Annotated in this window: 13 protein-coding genes; 6 read left to right on the forward strand and 7 right to left on the reverse strand. The window is 69.2% G+C overall.

Annotated elements, in window-relative coordinates; all coding sequences use genetic code 11:
• Positions 1–16: 16 nt before the first annotated feature.
• The 3 genes from OWM54_RS25670 to OWM54_RS25680 are packed head-to-tail and all read right to left on the reverse strand — an operon-like array spanning position 17 to position 3957.
• Positions 17–1150 (reverse strand): NAD-binding protein, encoded by a 1134-nt coding sequence (locus OWM54_RS25670; RefSeq protein WP_267699201.1) that lies wholly within the window; start codon positions 1148–1150, stop codon positions 17–19.
• On the reverse strand, positions 1147–2742 hold the full coding sequence (locus OWM54_RS25675; RefSeq protein ID WP_223749706.1) for a cation:proton antiporter: 1596 nt from the start codon (positions 2740–2742) through the stop codon (positions 1147–1149). The genes OWM54_RS25670 and OWM54_RS25675 overlap by 4 nt, the downstream gene beginning before the upstream one ends.
• Positions 2743–2790: 48 nt before the next feature.
• Positions 2791–3957: a PQQ-dependent sugar dehydrogenase gene (locus OWM54_RS25680; RefSeq protein ID WP_267699202.1), complete on the reverse strand. Its 1167-nt coding sequence runs from the start codon at positions 3955–3957 to the stop codon at positions 2791–2793.
• A 211-nt stretch (positions 3958–4168) separates the two neighbouring features.
• On the opposite strand from OWM54_RS25680, the gene OWM54_RS25685 reads away from it, so the two are divergent.
• Entirely contained in the window at positions 4169–4750 is a 582-nt protein-coding gene (locus OWM54_RS25685; protein WP_267699203.1) for a type 1 glutamine amidotransferase domain-containing protein, read from the forward strand.
• A 15-nt stretch (positions 4751–4765) separates the two neighbouring features.
• On the opposite strand, the gene yjjJ is transcribed toward OWM54_RS25685, so the two are convergent.
• Together yjjJ and OWM54_RS25695 are read right to left on the reverse strand one after the other, a co-directional pair.
• Positions 4766–6067 (reverse strand): type II toxin-antitoxin system HipA family toxin YjjJ, encoded by a 1302-nt coding sequence (gene yjjJ, locus OWM54_RS25690; RefSeq protein ID WP_267699204.1) that lies wholly within the window; start codon positions 6065–6067, stop codon positions 4766–4768.
• A 194-nt stretch (positions 6068–6261) separates the two neighbouring features.
• Positions 6262–7191, reverse strand: coding sequence for a DUF1684 domain-containing protein (locus OWM54_RS25695; RefSeq protein WP_267699205.1), 930 nt, complete (start codon positions 7189–7191; stop codon positions 6262–6264).
• 113 nt (positions 7192–7304) lie between these two features.
• Here OWM54_RS25695 and OWM54_RS25700 point away from each other — a divergent pair, with 113 nt between their 5' ends.
• From OWM54_RS25700 to OWM54_RS25710, 3 genes are read left to right on the forward strand one after another with little or no spacing between them, the layout of a single operon-like run.
• Entirely contained in the window at positions 7305–8150 is an 846-nt protein-coding gene (locus tag OWM54_RS25700) for a 2-oxo acid dehydrogenase subunit E2 (protein WP_267699206.1), read from the forward strand.
• Positions 8151–8182: 32 nt separating this feature from the next.
• Positions 8183–8416, forward strand: a complete 234-nt coding sequence (locus OWM54_RS25705; protein WP_141330261.1) for a hypothetical protein — start codon at positions 8183–8185, stop codon at positions 8414–8416.
• Positions 8417–8434: 18 nt separating this feature from the next.
• Positions 8435–8731, forward strand: a complete 297-nt coding sequence (locus OWM54_RS25710) for a cyclic-phosphate processing receiver domain-containing protein (protein WP_267699207.1) — start codon at positions 8435–8437, stop codon at positions 8729–8731.
• Between the two features lie 147 nt (positions 8732–8878).
• On the opposite strand, the gene OWM54_RS25715 is transcribed toward OWM54_RS25710, so the two are convergent.
• Together OWM54_RS25715 and OWM54_RS25720 are read right to left on the reverse strand one after the other, a co-directional pair.
• On the reverse strand, positions 8879–9784 hold the full coding sequence (locus OWM54_RS25715; protein ID WP_267699208.1) for a hypothetical protein: 906 nt from the start codon (positions 9782–9784) through the stop codon (positions 8879–8881).
• A gap of 83 nt (positions 9785–9867) precedes the next feature.
• Positions 9868–10692 (reverse strand): hypothetical protein, encoded by an 825-nt coding sequence (locus tag OWM54_RS25720; protein ID WP_267699209.1) that lies wholly within the window; start codon positions 10690–10692, stop codon positions 9868–9870.
• A gap of 136 nt (positions 10693–10828) precedes the next feature.
• Between OWM54_RS25720 and OWM54_RS25725 the strand changes: the two genes are divergently transcribed.
• The gene (locus OWM54_RS25725; RefSeq protein WP_267699210.1) at positions 10829–11719 is read left to right on the forward strand and encodes a hypothetical protein; all 891 of its coding nucleotides are present in this window, start codon (positions 10829–10831) and stop codon (positions 11717–11719) included.
• Positions 11720–12139: 420 nt separating this feature from the next.
• Positions 12140–19306, forward strand: coding sequence for a HAMP domain-containing protein (locus tag OWM54_RS25730; protein WP_420715383.1), 7167 nt, complete (start codon positions 12140–12142; stop codon positions 19304–19306).
• Positions 19307–19377: the final 71 nt, after the last annotated feature.

Genomic DNA, 19377 nt, shown 5'->3' on the forward strand with positions numbered 1-19377 from the left:
GCTCAGGGCCGAGCCCTTACCGTCCGAAGAGCCCCCAACGCTTGCTGGGCGCCTTGCCACCCTGGGCCCGTGACAGCCGCTCGCCCAGGATGCGGCTCATCTCCAGCGCCACGCCGGGGTTGGCCATGACGACGCTGCGGAAGTCCTCGCGGCCCACCGCGGCCAGCTCGCACGCCGTCGCGGTCACCGCGGTGGCCGTGCGCGGCTCGCCCGTGAGCAACGCCAGCTCACCGAAGAACCCCCCGGGCTTCACCGTGGCCACGGCCTGTCCACCCGTGTCCTTGAGCTGCACCTCGCCGGAGAGCACCACGTAGAAGCTCTCGCCCGCGTCACCCTGGCGGAACAGCTCCGTGCCCGCCGGCCGCTGGAGGTGCTCCGCGCCGCGCGCCACCGTCTCCAGCTCCTCCGGATTCAACGGCGCCAGGAAGTCCACCTTGCGCAGCGTGGCCGCCAGCGCCGCCGCGCCCGTGGTGCCCACCGGCTCCGCCGTGAGGAACGTCACCGCGTCCGCCAGGTGCGCCCGCCGCGCCACGAGGATGATGGTGTGCCCCGCGCGCAGCACCGTGCTCCCGTCCGGCAGCGTCGCCCGCCCCTGCGGGTCCACCATGCCGATGAACACGCACTCGCGCGGGAAGCCCTCCATCGCCCGCACCTGCGCCACCGTCTGCCCCGCCACCCGCGCGCGCAAGGGCAGCTCCAGCTCGAACAGCACCGTGTCGCCGTCACCCAGCGGCAGCGAGCCCGCCACCTGCGGGAAGTCGATGGCCGTGGTCATCTTCGCGACCACCACCTCGGCCTCGGCCACCAGCTCCTTCACGCCCGCGAGCCGGTACGCCTCGCGATAGCTGGTGTCCAGCATGCGCACCATGATGCGCGCCGGCGACATGCTGCGCACCAGCATGGCGAACGCCAGGTTCTCCGGGTCTCTCGCAAGCACGCCCGCGGCCACGTCCGCCGAGGAGATACCCGCCGCCTCCAGCACCTGGGGACTCGTCGCGTCCCCGCACACGGCCACCACGCCCACCTCGTCGAACAGGCGCGCGCAGATGCCCGCGTCCCGCTCGATGACCGTCACCGTGTGCTGCTCGGCCACCAGCCGCGCCGCCAGCACGCTGCCCACCCGGCCCCCTCCCGCGATGATGATTTTCACGACGCCTTCCTCCCGTGCTCCGCCGTCGGCTCCTCGCCGTGCGCGCCGTGCAGCATCTTCTCCAGGTTCAACGTGCGCTCATCCAGCTGCGCCAGCATGTGCTCCGCCGTCGTCTCGGGGATGAGCCCGCTCCTGCGCGCGTTCTGCAACGCCGTGCGCTCCGCGTCGATGAGCCGCCGCCGCATGGCGATGAGGTCCTTCGCGCCCTGCGCCAGATGGTGCTCGTTGAGCCGGCGCAGCTCCCGCTCCGCGCGCGCGATGCTCACCTGGTACTCGCTGCGCAGGTGCTCATACGCCGCCCGGGGCACCAGCCCCTGCTCGTGCAGCGTCGCCAGCTCCTGATGCGCCGCCCGGCTGGCGATGAGCCGGCCGCGCTGCTCGGACATGGACAGCGCCACCTCGTCCTGCTGGAACAAGCCCAACCACTTCAACGCGCGCGTGAGCGCCATGCCCTGTCCCACGAGCGACACCAGCGTCACGCCGAACGCGATGGCCACCAGCTTCTCGCGCCCCGGCGTCGTCGCCGGCAGACCCAGCGCGAGCCCGATGGAGAGCGCGCCCTTGATGTTCCCCACGATGAAGACGTGCTGCCACCGGGGCGGCACCGCCTCCGCCGGACGCGCGAGCTTGAGCAGCAGGAAGGGCAGGTAGATGGCCACCGCGCGCCCGGCGAGCACACAGCCCACCGCGATGAGCGTCTCCGGCACGTAGTCGCGCAGCGTCTGCGGCTTCGTGGTGAGCCCCACCGCGAGGAACAGGAAGGTGTTCACCCCGAAGGTGGCGTACTCCCAGAAGGAGTGGATGGCCACCTGGCTCTGCGGCGACGCCTCCCTGCGCAGGCTGACACCCACGGCGAGCCCCGCGACGACGGCGGCGATGGCGCCCGACAGGTGGAGCTGCTCGGCGACCACGAACGACGCGAGCGCCACGGCCGTCGTCACCATGATTTCGGCGAGCGGGTCCTCGGTGCGACGGATGACGAAGCCGCCGAGCATGCCCACCGCCAGCCCCACCACCGCGCCGCCCGCGGAGGCCAGCAGCACGCGCGCGGCGAGCATGGGGATGGACGGCGCCGCCGCTCCCGCCACCACGCTGGCGATGGCCGCGTAGGCCACCAGCGCGGTGCCGTCGTTGAAGAGGCTCTCCCCCTGGATGATGCCCGACAGCCGCGAGGGTACCGGCGCGCGGCGGAACGCGTAGAGGATGGAGACGGTGTCCGTCACGGCGAGCAGCGCGCCCAGCAGCAGCGCGGGCCAGATGGGCAGGTCCACCAGCACGTGCAGGAGCGAGCCCGTGGCGCCGATGGCCAGCACCATGCCCAACGTGGACAGGATGAGGATGGGCAGGGCATTGGCGCGGATGCCATTGAGGTCCGCGGTAATGCCTCCCTCGAAGAGCAGCGCCGGGAGGCAGACGAGGAACACCACCTCCGGGTTGAGGGGCGGCACGCCGGGGAGCAGGTTGCCCACCGAGATGAGCAGCCCTCCCACCACGAGCGCCACGTTGTAGGGCATGTTCGCCCGTTTGGCCGCGATGGCCAGGACGATGGCTGCCACCATCAATCCAATGACGAGGGGCATCTCCAAGTGCACGGCGCGCAGTCTTCCAGAACGCGCGAGCGCCCGTAAGGCCCCCGTGCGTCAACGCCGCAAGCGCAGGATGAGGTCCTTGCGAGGCCCGCAGTCGCCTCGGCCGTCGCAGTTGCTGGTGGTGACGTACAGGTGGCCGTCCGGCCCCATGCTCACCTCCCGCAGCCGGCCATGCGTGTCGCGCAGGTACACCTCGTGCCGGGCCACCCGGGCGGGGTTGCCCTGGTCGAACTCCACCCGGTGCAGGTGCTTTGAGCCCAACGTTCCGATGAGCAGCGAGCCCGTCCACTCGGGGATGGCGGTGCCGGTGTAGAGCGCGGCGCCGCCGGGAGGCATGGCGTCCGCGAAGGTGAGCGACGGCGTCACCCAGCCTTCGTGCACCTCGCACGAGTAGATGCCGGGCCAGCCCAGGTTGCCGCCGGGGCGCGCGAGGCTGACCTCGTCATGTCCTCGGCGCATCGTCTCGCCGCTCGGGCCGTGGTCGGTGACGTACAGCGTGGTGGCATCCTTCCAGTCCCAGCCCTGGAGGTTGCGCAGGCCGGTGAGGAAGGCAGGCGAGTGGGGGAAGGGGTTGTCCTGGGGCACCTGGCCGTCGGGGGTGAGGCGCAGGAGCTTGCCGGCGGGGTCGTTCACATCCTGGGAGCGGTCGGGTGAGCGGGCGTCGCCGGTGCCCGCGTAGAGCATGCCGTCCGGGCCGAAGCGCAGGCGTCCGCCGTCGTGGTACGTGGCGGAGGGGATGTTTCCGAAGACGACGCGGTCGAAGGTGGCGGTGGTGTGGTCCTCGGAGAGCGTCCACCGCTCGATGCGGTTCTCGTCCTGTCCGCCGGCGTCGGTGGTGACGTAGACGTAGAACTGGCGGTTCGTGGTGAAGTCCGGGTGCGCGGCGATGCCGAGCAGTCCGCCCTCCGCGGCGCGGGTGATGCGCACGGTGGCCACGGGTTGGGGTTGGAGGGCGCCGGCCTTGAGCAGGCGGATGCGGCCGGGGCGCTCGGTGACGAGCGCGTCACCGCCGGGCAGCCAGGCGATGCCCCAGGGCACCTCGAGTCCCTCGGCGACGACGTCCACGGTGATGGGGACGGTGCCATCCGGGCCCCAGTCGTCGGCGACGCGCACGCAGTCCTGGGAGTTGGCGGTGCCCTGGGACTGGCTCTTGCGGCAGGCGGAGGCCGACAGGGCGAGCACGACGAGGCTCGGGGCGAGCAGGCGAGAGACGCGCATGGGGCGATTAATGTCCGGCGGTGAGCGCTCACGCCAGCGCCGAGGGTGCTCGGGTGCGGAGGGGTGGACGGTTCATCGGGTGAGAGGGTCCCTGAGGGCAGGGCGGGCAGGCGGACGGGCTGGGGCTGCGATCACTCCTTTTTCGCGGTGGGGCGCGTGGGCACCTTCAGCGCACGGGACAACCCACCCAGGTGAAGCAAGGAGACGTCCTATGGCGCGCATCGCGTTCATCCTCGCCGACGACTTCGAGGATGCGGAGTTTCGTGTGCCCTACGACCGCGTGAAGCAGGCGGGGCACGAGGCGGTCATCATCGGCCTGGAGGCTGGCGAGCCGGTGAAGGGGAAGAAGGGGGAGGAGGTCATCACGCCGGAGAAGGCCGTGAGGAACGTGTCCTCGCGGGAGTTCGACGCGTTGGTGATTCCTGGCGGTTATTCGCCGGACCACCTGCGCATGGACATCGACATGGTGGGCTTCGTTCGGGACTTCTTCCGGGCGGACAAGCCGCTGGCGGCCATCTGCCATGCGCCGTGGATGTTCGTGGAGGCGGACATCGCGGATGGGCGGACGCTCACCTCGTGGCCGTCGTTGAAGACGGACCTCATCAACGCGGGCGCGCGCTGGGTGGACCGTGAGGTGGTGGAGGACGGCAACGTCATCACCTCGCGCAACCCGGGGGACCTGCTGGCGTTCAGCGAGGCGCTGCTGCGTCAGGTGGAGCACGGGATTGCGCAGCCACTGAAGGCCCCGCTCGCGCCCGAGGCCGTGTCGGAGCAGCCTCCGACGATGCACTGAGCCACGGACCTGGGCTCAGAGGCGTTGTGTCTGCATGAACGCGCGCAACGACTCGGCACAGGCCGCGCAGCGCTCGCGGAAGTGGGCGCTGAGCGTGAGTTCCTGGGTGAGTCGCTCCCAGTAGGCGAGGGCCCGACGGGCGGCGTCAGGCCAGACGTCCAGCGTGGTCGCGTTGGGAGGCTGGGGTGTGTACTCGCGCTCGACGAGGTTCGTGCCCACGGGCGCGAACATCATCGGCAGCATGTCGTACGCGGGTGCGAGCCGGAACCGCTTCGGTCCTTCCGTGAAGAAGGCGAGGTTGCCGAAGTGTCGGTCGGTGTTGCCAATGAGTTGGCCGAAGACGTCGAGCCACCGCGCCTGGCGCGCGTCCTCCTCGGAGATGAAGCGGGCCTCGCACAGCTTCAGCGTGGCCTGGGTCCAGGTGCCACGCACGCCGAGGTACTCATTGTCGATGGCGCCGAGTGAGAGCAGGCCGCGTCTGCCACGGAGGCCGACGCGGTCGAAGCGCTCGACTTCGAGGAAGCGATAGTCCTCCGCATCGAGCCAGCGTGTCGCCGCCGCCGCGTGCCCCGCGTCACGGATGGCTTCGAGCGCGAGGTGCTCGGTGACGAGCAGGTCCTTCCATCGGGACACTGCCGCGCCTTCGTCATTGCCCGCGAACTTCACGATGACGTGCCGGTCCTTCACGCGCGTCGCGAACTTGAGATGCTCGCCTCCCACGGAGGAGCCAGGATGTCCCTGTCCCGAGGCCCGAGCGAGCCGGGGATAGTCGTCGGGAGTGGCGTGTGTATCGGGCGTCGCGAGATACCGGTCGAGTGATTCATCGCCGAGGATGAAATCTCCGACGCAGTCCTCGCCTCGCAGCGCGAGCGCGACCAGACAGTCATCATCGGTCCAGTCCGTCACACGCTGGGGCAGGGCGAGCTCGGGACATCGCAGGGAGAAGGTCCGACCGATGTAGCCCTGGGGACTCATGTCCGCCGCGAAGGGTGGCAGTCCCTCGAACAGCTCGGATTCTCCCTTCACGCGTTCGAGCCAGTGACGTCCCTCCGCGAGCAGGTGGAGCTCTCCGTCCCGATGGATGGTACCTGTCTCGTCGATGCGATGGAGGCTCAGCCGCGTGCCGAGTGAAGGCAGTGAGCGTGTCCGCGCATAGCGCGTCGCGGGGCCTTTCCCCATGCGGCACAGCCGGTCTCCCGCGGCCGCGAGCAAGCGTGTCACCGTGGGCCGAGAGACCTGGAGCCACGTGGCGAGCTCGCTCGCCTGCGCATCGCCGCGACGGCCGAGCGCCGCGAGAAGCTGTTCCACCGTGGCCATGCCCGTGCCTCCGCATACTCCCGAAGTCCTCCTCCGTGAGCAGAAGAGTGATTCGATTCGTGAGCAGAACACAGGACGCGCGCGCGCCGCGTTCTGAGGCTTCCATCTCTTTGGAATCACGATGGAAAATGAACGGGCCGGCCCGCGATGGATGCGGAGCCGGCCCGTGGGATGAGTCGATTATTGTTCGTGGCTCAGTGGTCGCCGTACCGCTTCTCACCGGCCTCCACGCGCAGGGCCAGGCGGTTGCCGCGCGGGGGCAGGGGGCAGGTGGCGAAGCGGGTGAACGCGCAGGGCGGGTTGTAGGCGCGGTTGAAGTCGAGCACCACCTGGCCGTCCTTCGGCATGTCCGCGTACAGGAAGCGGCCCGCGCCGTACGTCGAATCGCGGTTGGTCTCGTCCGCGAAGATGACGAAGAGCTGGTTGGAGCCGTCCTCCACCGGCGTCAGGCGGTACTCCTTGCCCGCCACCGTGAAGACGAGCGTGCCCGGGGCCTTCATCTCCTCCGTGGTGCCCAGCACGTTGGGGACCTGGAGCATGCGCGGCGTCTCGGCGGGCTCGAAGCGCGCGGTGACGCGCCAGGCGTTGCTCGCGGGGTACGTGGGGATGCCGTGGAACCCCGTGCGCGCGGGCGACTGCGAGTCCTTCACCCGCACGCCCACCTTGTCGCCGCGCTGGATGACGTGGAAGTTGAGGCTGCCGAGCTTCAGCACATCCGGCGAGCCCTGCTCGTCCGTCTTCAACGCGCCGCCGGTGAAGGGCTCGCCGTTGCGCGTGAACTGCACGCCCTTCTCGGGCTGGAAGGAGACCTCCTTCCCCTTGCGCGTGAAGGTGCCGAGCTTCGGCGGCGTGCCGTCCGGGAAGTCCAGCTTGTTGTCCGGCGCGGAGCCGGCGGTCTGCGCGCCCTCCTCCAGCCAGAACAGACCCACGAGGGACAGCCAGCCGTCCTCGGACTGGAGTCGCTGGAGGCGCTGCTCGTGCCACGTGCGGGTGGCGGCGGTGATGTCTTCGGGCGTCGTGGGGGCGGGCACGTTCTTGGCGGGGGCGGCGGGTTTCGGGGTCGCGGCCTTGGGGGCCGGCGCGGCGTGAAGGGCGAGGGACAGGGCCAGGGCGATGGGCGTCATGTCAGGGGCCTCGGTGGAGGGCTGGCTGCGGACGACCTGTCTAACAGGGTGCCCTCCGCCGCGCAGGGTGGGGTTGCAGGAGCGTTGGACTCCATGCGAAGCCCGGGCTCTTCGTGGACCTCGACCTGAAGCCGGCGCCACCACCAGGTGCCTTCCGCAAGCTCGCCCTGGGGGCCTGGGGCGCGCCTCGGGACCCGACCTCCTATGCCGCACTCGAGGTGCGCATGGAGCGCGCGCTCGCGTTCCTGGAGGCGTGGCGCGAGCGGACGGGGCAGCGGCTCACCGTGACACACCTGGTGGCCAAGGCCGCCGCGGACGCGCTGCGGCTGTACCCCGAGGCCAACGTGCTCATGCGCTGGGGCAGCCCGTCCCCGCGCGTCGACGTGGGCGTGTGCGTGCTCGTGGTGCAGCCCGAGCCGTCGGGGCGCGTGGACCTGACGACGGCCACGGTGCACCGCGCGGACACGCTGTCGCTCGCGGACTTCGTGCGGGCGATGGAGGGCGTGGTGGGGCGGGTGCGCTCGCGGGAGGACGCGGTCATCGAGCGGGGCAAGCGCCGCTCGTATCGCATCCCGGGGATGTTCATGGGGTGGGCGCTGCGGCTGTTGTCCTTCGTGTGGTTCACGCTGAACGTGGACCTGCGCTGGGTGGGGATGCCGAGGGACCCGTTCGGCTCGGTGGTGGTGACGAGCCTGGGCACGCTGGGGCTCGAACGGGGCTACGTGGCGACCGTGCCGTACACGCGGGTGCCGTTGGTGCTGGCGCCGTGCTCCGTGCGGACCGAGCCGGTGGTGGAGGCGGGGGAGCTGGTGCCGGGGAAGGTGATGACGCTGACGTGTACGTGGGATGCGCGGGCGCTGGATGTGGAGGTGGTGGCGCGGGTGCTCCGGCATGTCGGGGAGGTGCTGGAGTCGCCCGAGGAGACCCTGGGGGCTGCGAGCGGGACGCAGGTGGGGTAGAACGGGGCGTCGTCACCGCTGGAGGTCTGGTCATGCCCGTGGATACGAACCGCCGTGTTGCTTCCGCTCGTCCCGTGGGACGCGCGCTCGGAGGGCAGGACCGCTACGAGAAGGAGGCCCTCGAGGGCCCCGCGGAGGGAGGTCTGGCGATGGCTCGGCGGCAGCGGCTGGCGGGCGGTCCCAACCGGGTAGAGGGGGAGAGCCCCTTCGCCGCGAAGATGCGTCAGCTCGCCGAGGGCAAGTCGTCGAAGGACGGCGGACGCTGACTCGCCTGGGGTGACGCGGTGAGAGTGTATCTGGATGACGAGCGGCCCACGCCCGAGGGCTGGGTGGCTGTCCGTTGGCCGGAAGAGGCTATCGCGTTGCTCGAGGGAGGACAGGTGGTCGAGCTCAGCCTCGACCATGACCTCGGGGATGACGAGCACGGCACCGGGTATGACGTGCTGCTGTGGCTGGAGGAAGCGGTGGCCACGCGAGGCTTCGTTCCTCCGCGAGTCCGCGTGCACTCGGCGAACAGCTCGGCGCGCCAGAAGATGGAGCTGGCGATTGTGCGCATCGAGCGGTTCGCGTGTGAGCGGTGAAGCTCCTTCGCACATGAGCTGGTGACACGAGGCGCGCAGGCCGCGCGCCGAGGCACCCGCGCGGGCAGGACGCGGACCCAGCTTATGGTTCGCGCGTGAGCGAGAGGTGCTTGCGCCGGGGCCTGACGTGAGCGCCTCCGCCGGGAATCAGCGCGAGCGCGGTGTCACCTGGATTCGGGTCGCGTCGGAGGTGCCATCCGCGATGAGGTTGTAGGCGGCCTGGACGGCGGTGCCCTGTCGCAGGCCCTGCGTCGAGATGCGCTGCCCGTTGCGGACGATGCGGGTGTTCTCGCCGACGCGCAGGTCGTAGAGGTCCCCGGTCTCCGAGTCCTTGATGACAATCCGGTCCTGGGTGGCCGAGGTCACCTGTCCGCGCATGACGACGTTCGCGACGATGGTCTTCTCGGGGTCGGCGTTCACGTCGCCGGTGTCATTGGCGGAGGCGTCCTGTCGAGGCGCGCTCGCTGGGCCCGAGCCTCCCGTGCCGTCCTGCTGCTTCCCCGAGTCATCGTCATTGGCATGTCCGCCTCGGAGCGCGTTGACCTGTCGCTGGAGTCGCAGGACATCGTTGCGAAGCATGGCGACCTCTCGGGTCAGGTCTCTCTGGCTCAGGTCCTCTCCGGACGCGGCTGCCTCCGCGCTGCCGCCTCGTGCATCGCCCGCCGCATCTCGCGGCTCGGTGCCCTGGCGCGTGGGCTCGGGGCGACCGGCGGGCACGGAGTCCTTGTTGCCAGAGCCGCCCGTTCCGTGCGCATCCGACGCATTGTTGCCTGTGTCCGTGCCGCCAGCGTTGGTGTTCGAGGTGTTGCCAGAGCCACCGGTCGCCTGCGTGGTGGTGGTCGTGCTGGAGATGTCTTCAGCGCCCGTGGACCCATAGGGAACGACGGAGAAGGTCCCGGACGGATAGGTGCCAGGTGCCTGGTTGGCGCCGACGCCCGACTGGGATTGAGAGGACGTCCCTGCGCCCGCTCCGCTGCCCGCTGATTGGGCGAGGGCGACAGGAGACAAGAGGAAGCTGAACGTCAGGGCCGCGGTGCAGAGCGCTCGTCGCATGGGTGGGGTCCTTTCCTCGTGCTCAAACTTGAGGCGAGGACGGCCAGCGACAAGCGAGCCTCACGGAGGGCTCGGCCCCGTGGCTACTCGGGGAGCGGCGTGGTGACCCGAGACTCCAGCACGCGTGTCAGCGCGGGTTGTCCACAAGTTCCCCAGTCGATGGGGCGCACCGTGAGGAACAGCGGTGCGCGGAGGGCCGTCGCCAGCGCCGTCTCATCGAGCCCCTCGCGGTCATGCAGCGTCCACAGCAGCGCATCACGGACCGCATGGAGTTGTTCCTGCTCGCACCACGGGTCCACGCGCCAGGAGAGCTGCCCCAGGGCCATGAGCAGCGCCAGGTCCTCGACGGGGAGCTGGGTCCAGCTTCGCGCGAGGAACACGGGGACGCCGCGCCTCACGCTCGACGCGTGCCAACGTGACTCGATGGCGGCGACCCGCCAGTCCGCCTCATCCCAGTGGCGCGTGAGCCAGATGGCCAGGGCGACCCGCTCGAGTCCCCGATATCGAACCGAGTCGCGAGCCTTCAACACGCGGAGCCAGCGGTCCGCCGCGTCCCGCGCGTGCTCGAAGCCCTCGGGCATGAGCCCCTCTCCGAGCGAGGGTGGGGAGAGCGCGACGCGAAGCAGCCCCTGCACCACGGTCCAGGACCACACGGGCTGCACGCGCTCCGTGTCAGGAGAGAAATCCCTCCACCACGTCACCCGCTGACGCGCGGAGGGCGTGAGCCCTTGGGTGGGCGAAGGAGGCAGCTCCGGGAGGCGCGTGAGCGCGTACCGATAGACACACTCCACCGTGGCCAGCGGCGCCACGAGGATGAGGCCCAGCAGCCACAGTCGTGCCCGCGCGGGGAGGATGCGACGCATGGCCGGCCCGCTGTGCAACGCGCGGACCAGTCCTGCCCCAATCATCCGTTGCTCCGCATGAAGCAAGCAGGCACCCGAATCCATTCCGTGATGTGCTGGGATGCACCTCGGGGGGAGTGGCCTGGAGACAGGCCGGGCGCTATGCGTAGGGCCGGGCGGCGCGAGGCAGCGAGGAGTCACCTTGAGCGGACGCGAGAGCGCGGTGACCACGGGAAGGAAGAACGCGCGTGCTCCCGCCAGGAACACCCGCGCGCGCAGCCTCAGGCCCTGGCCCCTCACCCTCGCCTCCGCCGTCTCCCTGGGCCTGCTCCTCTACGTCGCCACCACCAGCCTGCCCTACCTCGTGTCCTCCCCCACGACGGACCCGAACTTCGGCGCCCTCAACCACTGTCTCTTCAAGGCCCACCCCGAGGCCCGGCTCGGCTGGGCCGTCTCGCCCGATGCCTCCCGCGCCGCCGTCTTCGGCGCCCACTCCGTCGCCACCTGCGGCCCCGCCAACGCCACCACGCGCCATGACCTCACCGGCGCGCTCGCCATCGCCTTCGATGCGGACAACCACCTGTGGCTCTCCGCCGGAAACCGCCTCCTGCGCGAGGACGGCGCCACCCTCGTCCCCATGGGCGACTTCCAGCCCATCGCCCTTGCCGGACACGCGCACGGCATGCTCGCCCTCGATGCCTCGGGGCAGCTCGTCTCCGTCTCCTCCAACGGCTCCGTGCTCGCGCAGACCCAGGTCCCCGCCTCCACCGCCCGGCTCTCCGTGGGCGCCGGCGGCGTGCTGGCCGCCGTGCTCTCCGACGGACACCTCCGCGTCTACGACACCCGCTCCCTCTCCCACCGCCCCCTCGATGTCCCCTGTCAGGTGGAAACGATGTGGTGGCTGGACGCACCCGAGCAGTTGATGATCGGCTGTTCCCCGACCGGGGCGCCGTCGTTCTCGCTCGATGTGCGGACGGGGGAGCGGACTCCCGTGCCCGAGGGCCGCGCGTTGGCTCCTGCTCGCCGGCTCTTCGGTCGGCCGCTCTATGTCCAGGGCTGCGACGGTTTTCCCTGCACGGCGCCGCCGCCCTGACATGTTGGACAGAGGCTGTGGGTTCCGCATGTTTCACGCGCGGTATCCATCGCCCGGGCTCGAAGTTCAGTAAGCGACAAATCACCTGGAGGACCGGGGCTTTGATTCGACAAGCCCGCGAACTCACAGGAGATTCGCTCCTGCCCGTCCGCTGCGAGGTCTCGGCTCGCGGCGTTCATCCCGATCAGAAGGGTTCTCCTCGTGGACGACACCAAGGTTCCCAGCTCCAACGGCAATGGCAGGAAGCGCGCCTCGACGCGCAAGCCTCGGAGCGAAGCGGCGTCCAGCCCGCAGCTCGCGGCCAACCGCGTCGAGTCCGAGCGCACGCGCGGCCGTGCCGCCGAGGACGGCGGCAGACAGACGGGCGGCCGAGGCGGCGGCGCGAGGACGCCGGGCGCGCGCATCCGCGGGGATGACCCCATGCAGACGCTGCTCGCCGCGCTGCGGGCCGTGCAAGGCGGCGACTTCTCCGTGCGCCTGCCGGACTTCACCTCCGTGCCGGTGATGGACGACATCTCCCGCGCCTTCAACGCGGTGGTGACCCTCAACTCCGCCATGACGCACGAGATGGTGCGCGTGGCGCGAGTCGTCGGCCGCGAAGGCCGCATGGCCGAGCGCGTGTCCTTGGGCGACGGGCGCGGAGACTGGGCCACGAGCATCAACTCCATCAACGCGCTCATCGGCGACCTGGTGCAGCCGACCACGGAAGTCGCGCGCGTGCTGGTGGCCGTGGCCGAGGGCGACCTCACCCAGAAGATGGCCCTGGAAATCGACGGCCAGCCGGTGAAGGGCGAGTTCCTGCGCATCGGCACCACCGTGAACGCGATGCTCGACCAGCTCAACTCGTTCGCCGCCGAGGTGACGCGCGTCGCGCGCGAGGTCGGCAGCGATGGCAAGCTGGGCGGTCAGGCCGAGGTGAAGGGCGTCTCCGGCGTCTGGAAGGACCTCACCGACAACGTGAACCTGATGGCCAACAACCTCACGGCCCAGGTGCGCAACATCGCCGAGGTGTCCACCGCCGTCGCCAACGGCGACCTGTCCAAGAAGATCACCGTGGACGCGCGCGGCGAGGTGCTCGAGCTCAAGAGCACCATCAACACGATGGTGGACCAGCTCAACGGCTTCGCCTCCGAAGTGACGCGCGTGGCGCGCGAGGTGGGCACGGAAGGAAAGCTGGGCGGTCAGGCCGCGGTGCCCGGTGTCTCCGGCACGTGGAAGGACCTCACCGACAACGTGAACTTCATGGCGTCCAACCTCACGACGCAGGTGCGCGGCATCGTGAAGGTGGTGACGGCCGTCGCCAACGGCGACCTCACCCAGAAGCTGATGGTGCCGTCGCAGGGCGAAATCGCCGCGTTGGGCTCCACGCTCAACAACATGACGGACACGCTCAACGTCTTCGCGCAGCAGGTGACGAGCGTGGCGCGCACGGTGGGCGTCGAGGGCAAGCTGGGCGCCCAGGCCCAGGTGCCCGGCGCCGCCGGCACGTGGAAGGACCTCACCGACAACGTCAACCTGATGGCCAACAACCTCACGGCCCAGGTGCGCAACATCGCCGACGTGACGACGGCCGTCGCCAAGGGGGACCTCTCCAAGAAGATCACCGTGGACGTGAAGGGCGAGGTGATGGAGCTCAAGGACACCATCAACACGATGGTGGACCAGCTCCGCGCCTTCGCCTCCGAGGTGACGCGCGTCGCTCGCGAGGTGGGCACCGACGGCAAGCTGGGCGGACAGGCCGACGTGAAGGGCGTTGCCGGCGTGTGGAAGGACCTCACCGACAACGTGAACTCGATGGCCTCCAACCTCACCACCCAGGTGCGCAACATCGCCCTGGTGACGACGTCGGTGGCCAACGGCGACCTGTCCAAGAAGATCACCGTGGACGCGCGCGGCGAGATTCTGGAGCTCAAGAACACCATCAACACGATGGTGGACCAGCTCAACTCGTTCGCCTCCGAGGTGACGCGCGTGGCGCGCGAGGTCGGCACCCACGGCAAGCTGGGCGGTCAGGCCGAGGTGAAGGGCGTCTCCGGCACCTGGAAGGACCTCACCGACAACGTGAACGTGATGGCCGTGAACCTCACGACCCAGGTGCGCGGCATCGCCAAGGTCGTGACGGCGGTCGCCAACGGCGACCTCACGCAGCGCCTGAAGATGGAGGCCAAGGGCGAGGTCGCCGAGCTGGCCGACACCATCAACGCGATGACGCAGACCCTGTCCATCTTCGCGCAGCAGGTGACGGACGTCGCGCGCACGGTGGGCGTGGAGGGGAAGCTGGGCGCCCAGGCCGTGGTGCCGGGCGTCGCGGGCACGTGGAAGGACCTCACCAACAACGTGAACCTGCTCGCGAACAACCTCACCGACCAGGTCCGCAACATCGCCGAAGTCACCACGGCCGTCGCCAATGGTGACCTGTCCAAGAAGATCACCGTCGACGCCAAGGGCGAGGTGCTGGAGCTCAAGAGCACCATCAACACGATGGTGGACCAGCTCCGAGGCTTCGCGTCCGAGGTGACCCGCGTCGCCAAGGAGGTCGGCACCGAGGGAAAGCTGGGCGGTCAGGCCGAGGTGCGCGGGGTGTCCGGCGTCTGGAAGGACCTCACGGACAACGTGAACTTCATGGCGTCCAACCTCACCAGCCAGGTGCGCGGAATCGTCCGCGTGGTGACGGCGGTCGCCAACGGTGACCTCACCCAGAAGCTGATGATGGACGCGAAGGGCGAGATCGCCGCGCTCGCGGACACCATCAACGCGATGACGCAGACCCTGTCCATCTTCGCGCAGCAGGTGACGGACGTCGCGCGCACGGTGGGCGTGGAAGGCAAGCTGGGCGCCCAGGCCGAGGTGCCGGGCGTCGCGGGCACGTGGAAGGACCTCACCAACAACGTGAACCTGCTGGCCAACAACCTCACGGCCCAGGTGCGCAACATCGCCGAGGTGACGACGGCGGTCGCGAATGGCGACCTGTCGAAGAAGATCACCGTCGACGCGAAGGGCGAGGTGCTGGAGCTCAAGAGCACCATCAACACGATGGTGGACCAGCTCCGCGCGTTCGCCGCCGAGGTGACCCGCGTCGCCAAGGAGGTCGGCACCGAAGGAAAGCTGGGCGGACAGGCCGACGTGAAGGGCGTGTCCGGCGTGTGGAAGGACCTCACCGACAACGTGAACGTCCTCGCCGGCAACCTCACCGACCAGGTGCGAAACATCGCCAAGGTCACGACGGCCGTCGCCAATGGCGACCTGTCCCAGAAGATCACCGTCTCCGTGAAGGGCGAGGTGCTGGAGCTGAAGAACACCATCAACACGATGGTGGACCAGCTCCGCGGCTTCGCGTCGGAAGTGACTCGCGTCGCCAAGGAGGTCGGCACCGAGGGCAAGCTGGGCGGTCAGGCCGCGGTGCCCGGGGTCGCCGGCGTGTGGAAGGACCTCACCGACAACGTGAACGTGCTGGCCGGCAACCTCACCGACCAGGTGCGAAACATCGCCAAGGTCACGACGGCGGTCGCGAATGGCGACCTGTCGCAGAAGATCTCCGTCGAGGCCCGGGGCGAGATCCTCGAGCTCAAGAGCACCATCAACACGATGGTGGACCAGCTCCGCGCGTTCGCCGCCGAGGTGACCCGCGTCGCCAAGGAGGTCGGCACGGACGGCAAGCTCGGTGGTCAGGCCGCGGTGCCCGGGGTCGCCGGCACGTGGAAGGACCTCACCGACAACGTGAACTCGATGGCCTCCAACCTCACCGCGCAGGTGCGAAACATCGCGCTGGTGACCACCGCGGTGGCCAACGGAGACCTGTCCAAGAAGATCACCGTCGACGCCAAGGGTGAGATCCTCGAGCTGAAGGACACCATCAACATCATGGTGGACCAGCTCAACTCGTTCGCCTCGGAAGTGACGCGCGTCGCGCGCGAGGTCGGCACCGAAGGAAAGCTGGGCGGTCAGGCGGAAGTGCGCGGGGTGTCCGGCGTCTGGAAGGACCTCACGGACAACGTGAACTTCATGGCCCGCAACCTCACCACGCAGGTGCGCGGCATCGTCAAGGTCGTGACGGCCGTCGCCAACGGCGACCTCAAGCAGAAGCTGGTGGTCGAGGCGAAGGGCGAGGTCGCCGCGCTCGCGGAGACCATCAACAACATGACGGACACGCTGGGCACCTTCGCCGAGCAGGTGTCCACCGTGGCCCGCGAAGTGGGTGTCGAGGGGAAGCTGGGCGGTCAGGCCCGCGTGCCCGGTGTGGCCGGCACGTGGAAGGACCTCACGGACAACGTGAACTTCATGGCCTCCAACCTCACCACGCAGGTGCGCGGCATCGTGCGCGTGGTGACGGCGGTGGCGAACGGTGACCTCACCCAGAAGCTCATCGTCGACGCGAAGGGCGAGGTGGCCGCGCTCGCGGACACCATCAACAACATGACGGACACGCTGGGCACCTTCGCCGAGCAGGTGTCCACCGTGGCCCGCGAGGTCGGTATCGAAGGAAAGCTGGGCGGCCAGGCCCGCGTGCCCGGCGCTCGCGGCACGTGGCGGCAGCTGACCGACAACGTGAACCAGCTGGCCGGGACGCTGACCAGCCAGCTGCGCGCCATCTCCGACGTGGCCACCGCGGTGACGAAGGGTGACCTCACCCGCAGCATCACCGTCGTCGCCGAGGGCGAGGTCGCCGCGCTGAAGGACAACATCAATCAGATGATCGTCAACCTGCGTGAGACCACGCAGAAGAACCAGGAGCAGGACTGGCTCAAGACGAACCTGGCGAAGTTCAGCGGCATGATGCAGGGCCAGAAGAGCCTGGACGCCGTCAGCCGCCTCATCATGAGCGAGCTGACGCCGCTGGTCTCCGCCCACCACGGCGCCTTCTTCCTGATGGACACCGACTCCGGGACGCCGGTGCTCAAGCTGACCAGCACCTACGCCTACCGGGAGCGCAAGCACATCGCCAACCGCTTCCGCCTGGGCGAGGGGCTCGTCGGTCAGTGCGCCCTGGAGCGCAAGACCATCCTCCTCACCCACGTCCCGCCGGACTACATCACCATCTCCTCCGGCCTGGGTGAGTCCGCCCCGCTCAACATCATCGTCCTGCCCGTCCTCTTCGAGGGCGAGGTGAAGGCGGTCATCGAGCTGGCCTCGTTCCACACCTTCAGCGCCATCCATCAAATCTTCCTGGACCAGCTCACCGAGAGCATCGGCGTGGTCCTGAACATGATCATGGCGAACATGCGCACCGAGCAGCTCCTGCAGCAGTCGCAGGGGCTCACTCAGGAGCTGCAGAGCCAGTCGCGCGAGCTCACCCAGCAGCAGGACGCGCTCAAGCGCAGCAACAGCGAGCTGGAGGAGAAGGCGAAGCTGCTCGAGGAGCAGAACCGCCGCGTCGAGGAGAAGAACAACGAGGTCGAGCGCGCCCGCGTCAGCCTGGAGGAGAAGGCCGAGCAGCTCACCGTCATCTCCAAGTACAAGAGCGAGTTCCTGGCCAACATGAGCCACGAGCTGCGCACGCCGCTCAACAGCCTGCTCATCCTGGCCAAGCTCCTGTCGGACAACAAGGACGGCAACCTCTCCACCAAGCAGGTGGAGTACGCCAACACCATCTACGCGTCCGGCGGAGACCTGCTCAGCCTCATCAACGAAATCCTCGACCTGTCCAAGGTGGAGGCCGGCAAGATGCAGGTGGAGCCCCGGGACATCGTCCTCACGGAGCTCAACCAGTTCATCGACCGCGGCTTCCGCCCGGTGGCCGAGCAGAAGAACCTGGCCTTCACCGTGGAGGTCGCGCAGGGCACCCCGCGCGCCATCCGCACCGACCCGCAGCGGCTGCAGCAGGTGCTCAAGAACCTGCTCTCCAACGCCTTCAAGTTCACCGACGAAGGCAGCGTGAAGCTGACGGTGAAGCTGGCCGAGCCCGGCGCGCGGCTGGAGCACGAGGTGCTCAAGCGCTCGCGCTACGTCATCGCCTTCGCGGTGACGGACACGGGCATCGGCATCGCCAAGGACAAGCAGCGCCTCATCTTCGAGGCCTTCCAGCAGGCGGATGGTTCCACCGCCCGCAAGTACGGCGGCACCGGCCTGGGCCTGTCCATCAGCCGCGAAATCGCCAAGCTGCTGGGCGGCGAAATCCACGTCAGCAGCGAGCCGCGCAAGGGCAGCACCTTCACGCTGTACCTGCCGCCCGAGTACGTGGGCCCCGACGACGACGGCCTGCCGGCCCTGCCCGCCATGCCCGCGCCGCTCGAGCCCCTGATGCCCCGCGGCAGCAACGTGGTGCCGGAGGCCCCGCTGCCTCCCGCGCCGGCGCCGGTGCCTCCCGCCGTGGCGGAGAGCGGCCACGTGCTGGACGCCGCGCTGCCGCCCCCGGTGGACTCGCTCCTGCCGCCGCTCGCGGTGGAGGATGACCGCGACCACATCCGCGAGGGTGACCGCGTCCTGCTCATCATCGAGGACGACCTGAAGTTCGCCCGCATCATGGTGCAGCTGGCGCGCGAGAAGGGCTTCAAGGCCCTGGTCGCCACCCGCGGCGACACCGGCCTGTCCATGGCCAACGAGTTCCAGCCGCACGCGGTGACGCTCGACATCCAGCTGCCCGTGGTGGACGGCTGGAGCGTGCTCGACAGGCTCAAGCGCAACCCGCGCACGCGCCACATCCCCGTCCACATCATCAGCGTCATGGACAAGCACCTGGGCAACGCCCAGGGCGCGTTCGGCTACCTCACCAAGCCCGTCAGCAAGGAAGGGCTGGAGCGGGTGTTCAACCAGCTGGCGCGCTTCCTGGAGCGCAAGGAGCGCCGGCTGCTGCTCGTCGAGGACGACGACGTGCAGCGCAGCAGCCTGGTCAGCCTGCTCGCCGAGGGAGGTGACGTCGTCGTCACGGCCGTGGCCACCGGCCAGGAGGTCCTCCAGAAGCTGGAGGAGGGTGAGTACGACTGCCTGGTCATCGACCTGCTGCTGCCCGACATGGACGGCATCAAGCTGGTGGAGGAGGTCAAGACCCAGCAGCGCTTCCGGGATTTGCCCATCGTCATCTACACGGGCAAGGAGCTCACGCCCAAGGACGAGGCCCGCCTGCGCCGCTACACCGGCAGTGTCATCCTCAAGAGCGGAACGAAGAGTCCCGAACAGTTGCTCAGCGACACCGCGCTGTTCCTGCACCGGCTGGACCAGAATCTGCCTCCCCGGGCGCGGGCGGCGCTGGCCCAGCGCAACGAGGAGGAGTCCGAGCTTGTTGGCAAGAAGGTGCTCGTCGTCGATGACGACATGCGCAACATCTTCGCCCTCACCAGCGTGCTGGAGAACCACGGCATGCAGGTGGTCTTCGCGGAGAACGGGCGGGCGGCCATCGAGACGCTCGAGCAGCACCGCGACGTGGATGTCGTCCTGATGGACGTGATGATGCCGGAGATGGACGGGTACGAGACCATGCGGGCCATCCGCAAGGACCTCCGGTACGCCAGCCTCCCCATCATCGCCGTGACGGCCAAGGCGCTGAAGGACGACCGGGAGAAGTGCATGGCCGCAGGGGCCAGCGACTACCTGCCCAAGCCGGTGGATACGGACAAGCTTCTGGAGCTCATCCGTCTGTGGGTATCGGCATGACGAAGAGAGGGTCCGATTGATGGCTAGCGCACGACTCGTCTTTGCCGGGCTTTTGACCGGCGGAGGCCGCG

This window comes from Myxococcus sp. MISCRS1 (assembly GCF_026626605.1).
In the GTDB taxonomy this organism is placed as follows: domain Bacteria; phylum Myxococcota; class Myxococcia; order Myxococcales; family Myxococcaceae; genus Myxococcus; species Myxococcus fulvus.

Excerpts from the sequence above, each read along its gene's own strand:
- OWM54_RS25720 (WP_267699209.1), bottom strand. The coding sequence starts at position 10,692 with ATGATTGGGGCAGGACTGGTCCGCGCGTTGCACAGCGGGCCGGCCATG.
- OWM54_RS25695 (WP_267699205.1), bottom strand. The coding sequence starts at position 7,191 with ATGACGCCCATCGCCCTGGCCCTGTCCCTCGCCCTTCACGCCGCGCCG.
- OWM54_RS25680 (WP_267699202.1), bottom strand. The coding sequence starts at position 3,957 with ATGCGCGTCTCTCGCCTGCTCGCCCCGAGCCTCGTCGTGCTCGCCCTG.
- OWM54_RS25705 (WP_141330261.1), top strand. The coding sequence starts at position 8,183 with ATGCCCGTGGATACGAACCGCCGTGTTGCTTCCGCTCGTCCCGTGGGA.
- yjjJ (WP_267699204.1), bottom strand. The coding sequence starts at position 6,067 with ATGGCCACGGTGGAACAGCTTCTCGCGGCGCTCGGCCGTCGCGGCGAT.
- OWM54_RS25715 (WP_267699208.1), bottom strand. The coding sequence starts at position 9,784 with ATGCGACGAGCGCTCTGCACCGCGGCCCTGACGTTCAGCTTCCTCTTG.
- OWM54_RS25730 (WP_420715383.1), top strand. The coding sequence starts at position 12,140 with ATGCAGACGCTGCTCGCCGCGCTGCGGGCCGTGCAAGGCGGCGACTTC.
- OWM54_RS25685 (WP_267699203.1), top strand. The coding sequence starts at position 4,169 with ATGGCGCGCATCGCGTTCATCCTCGCCGACGACTTCGAGGATGCGGAG.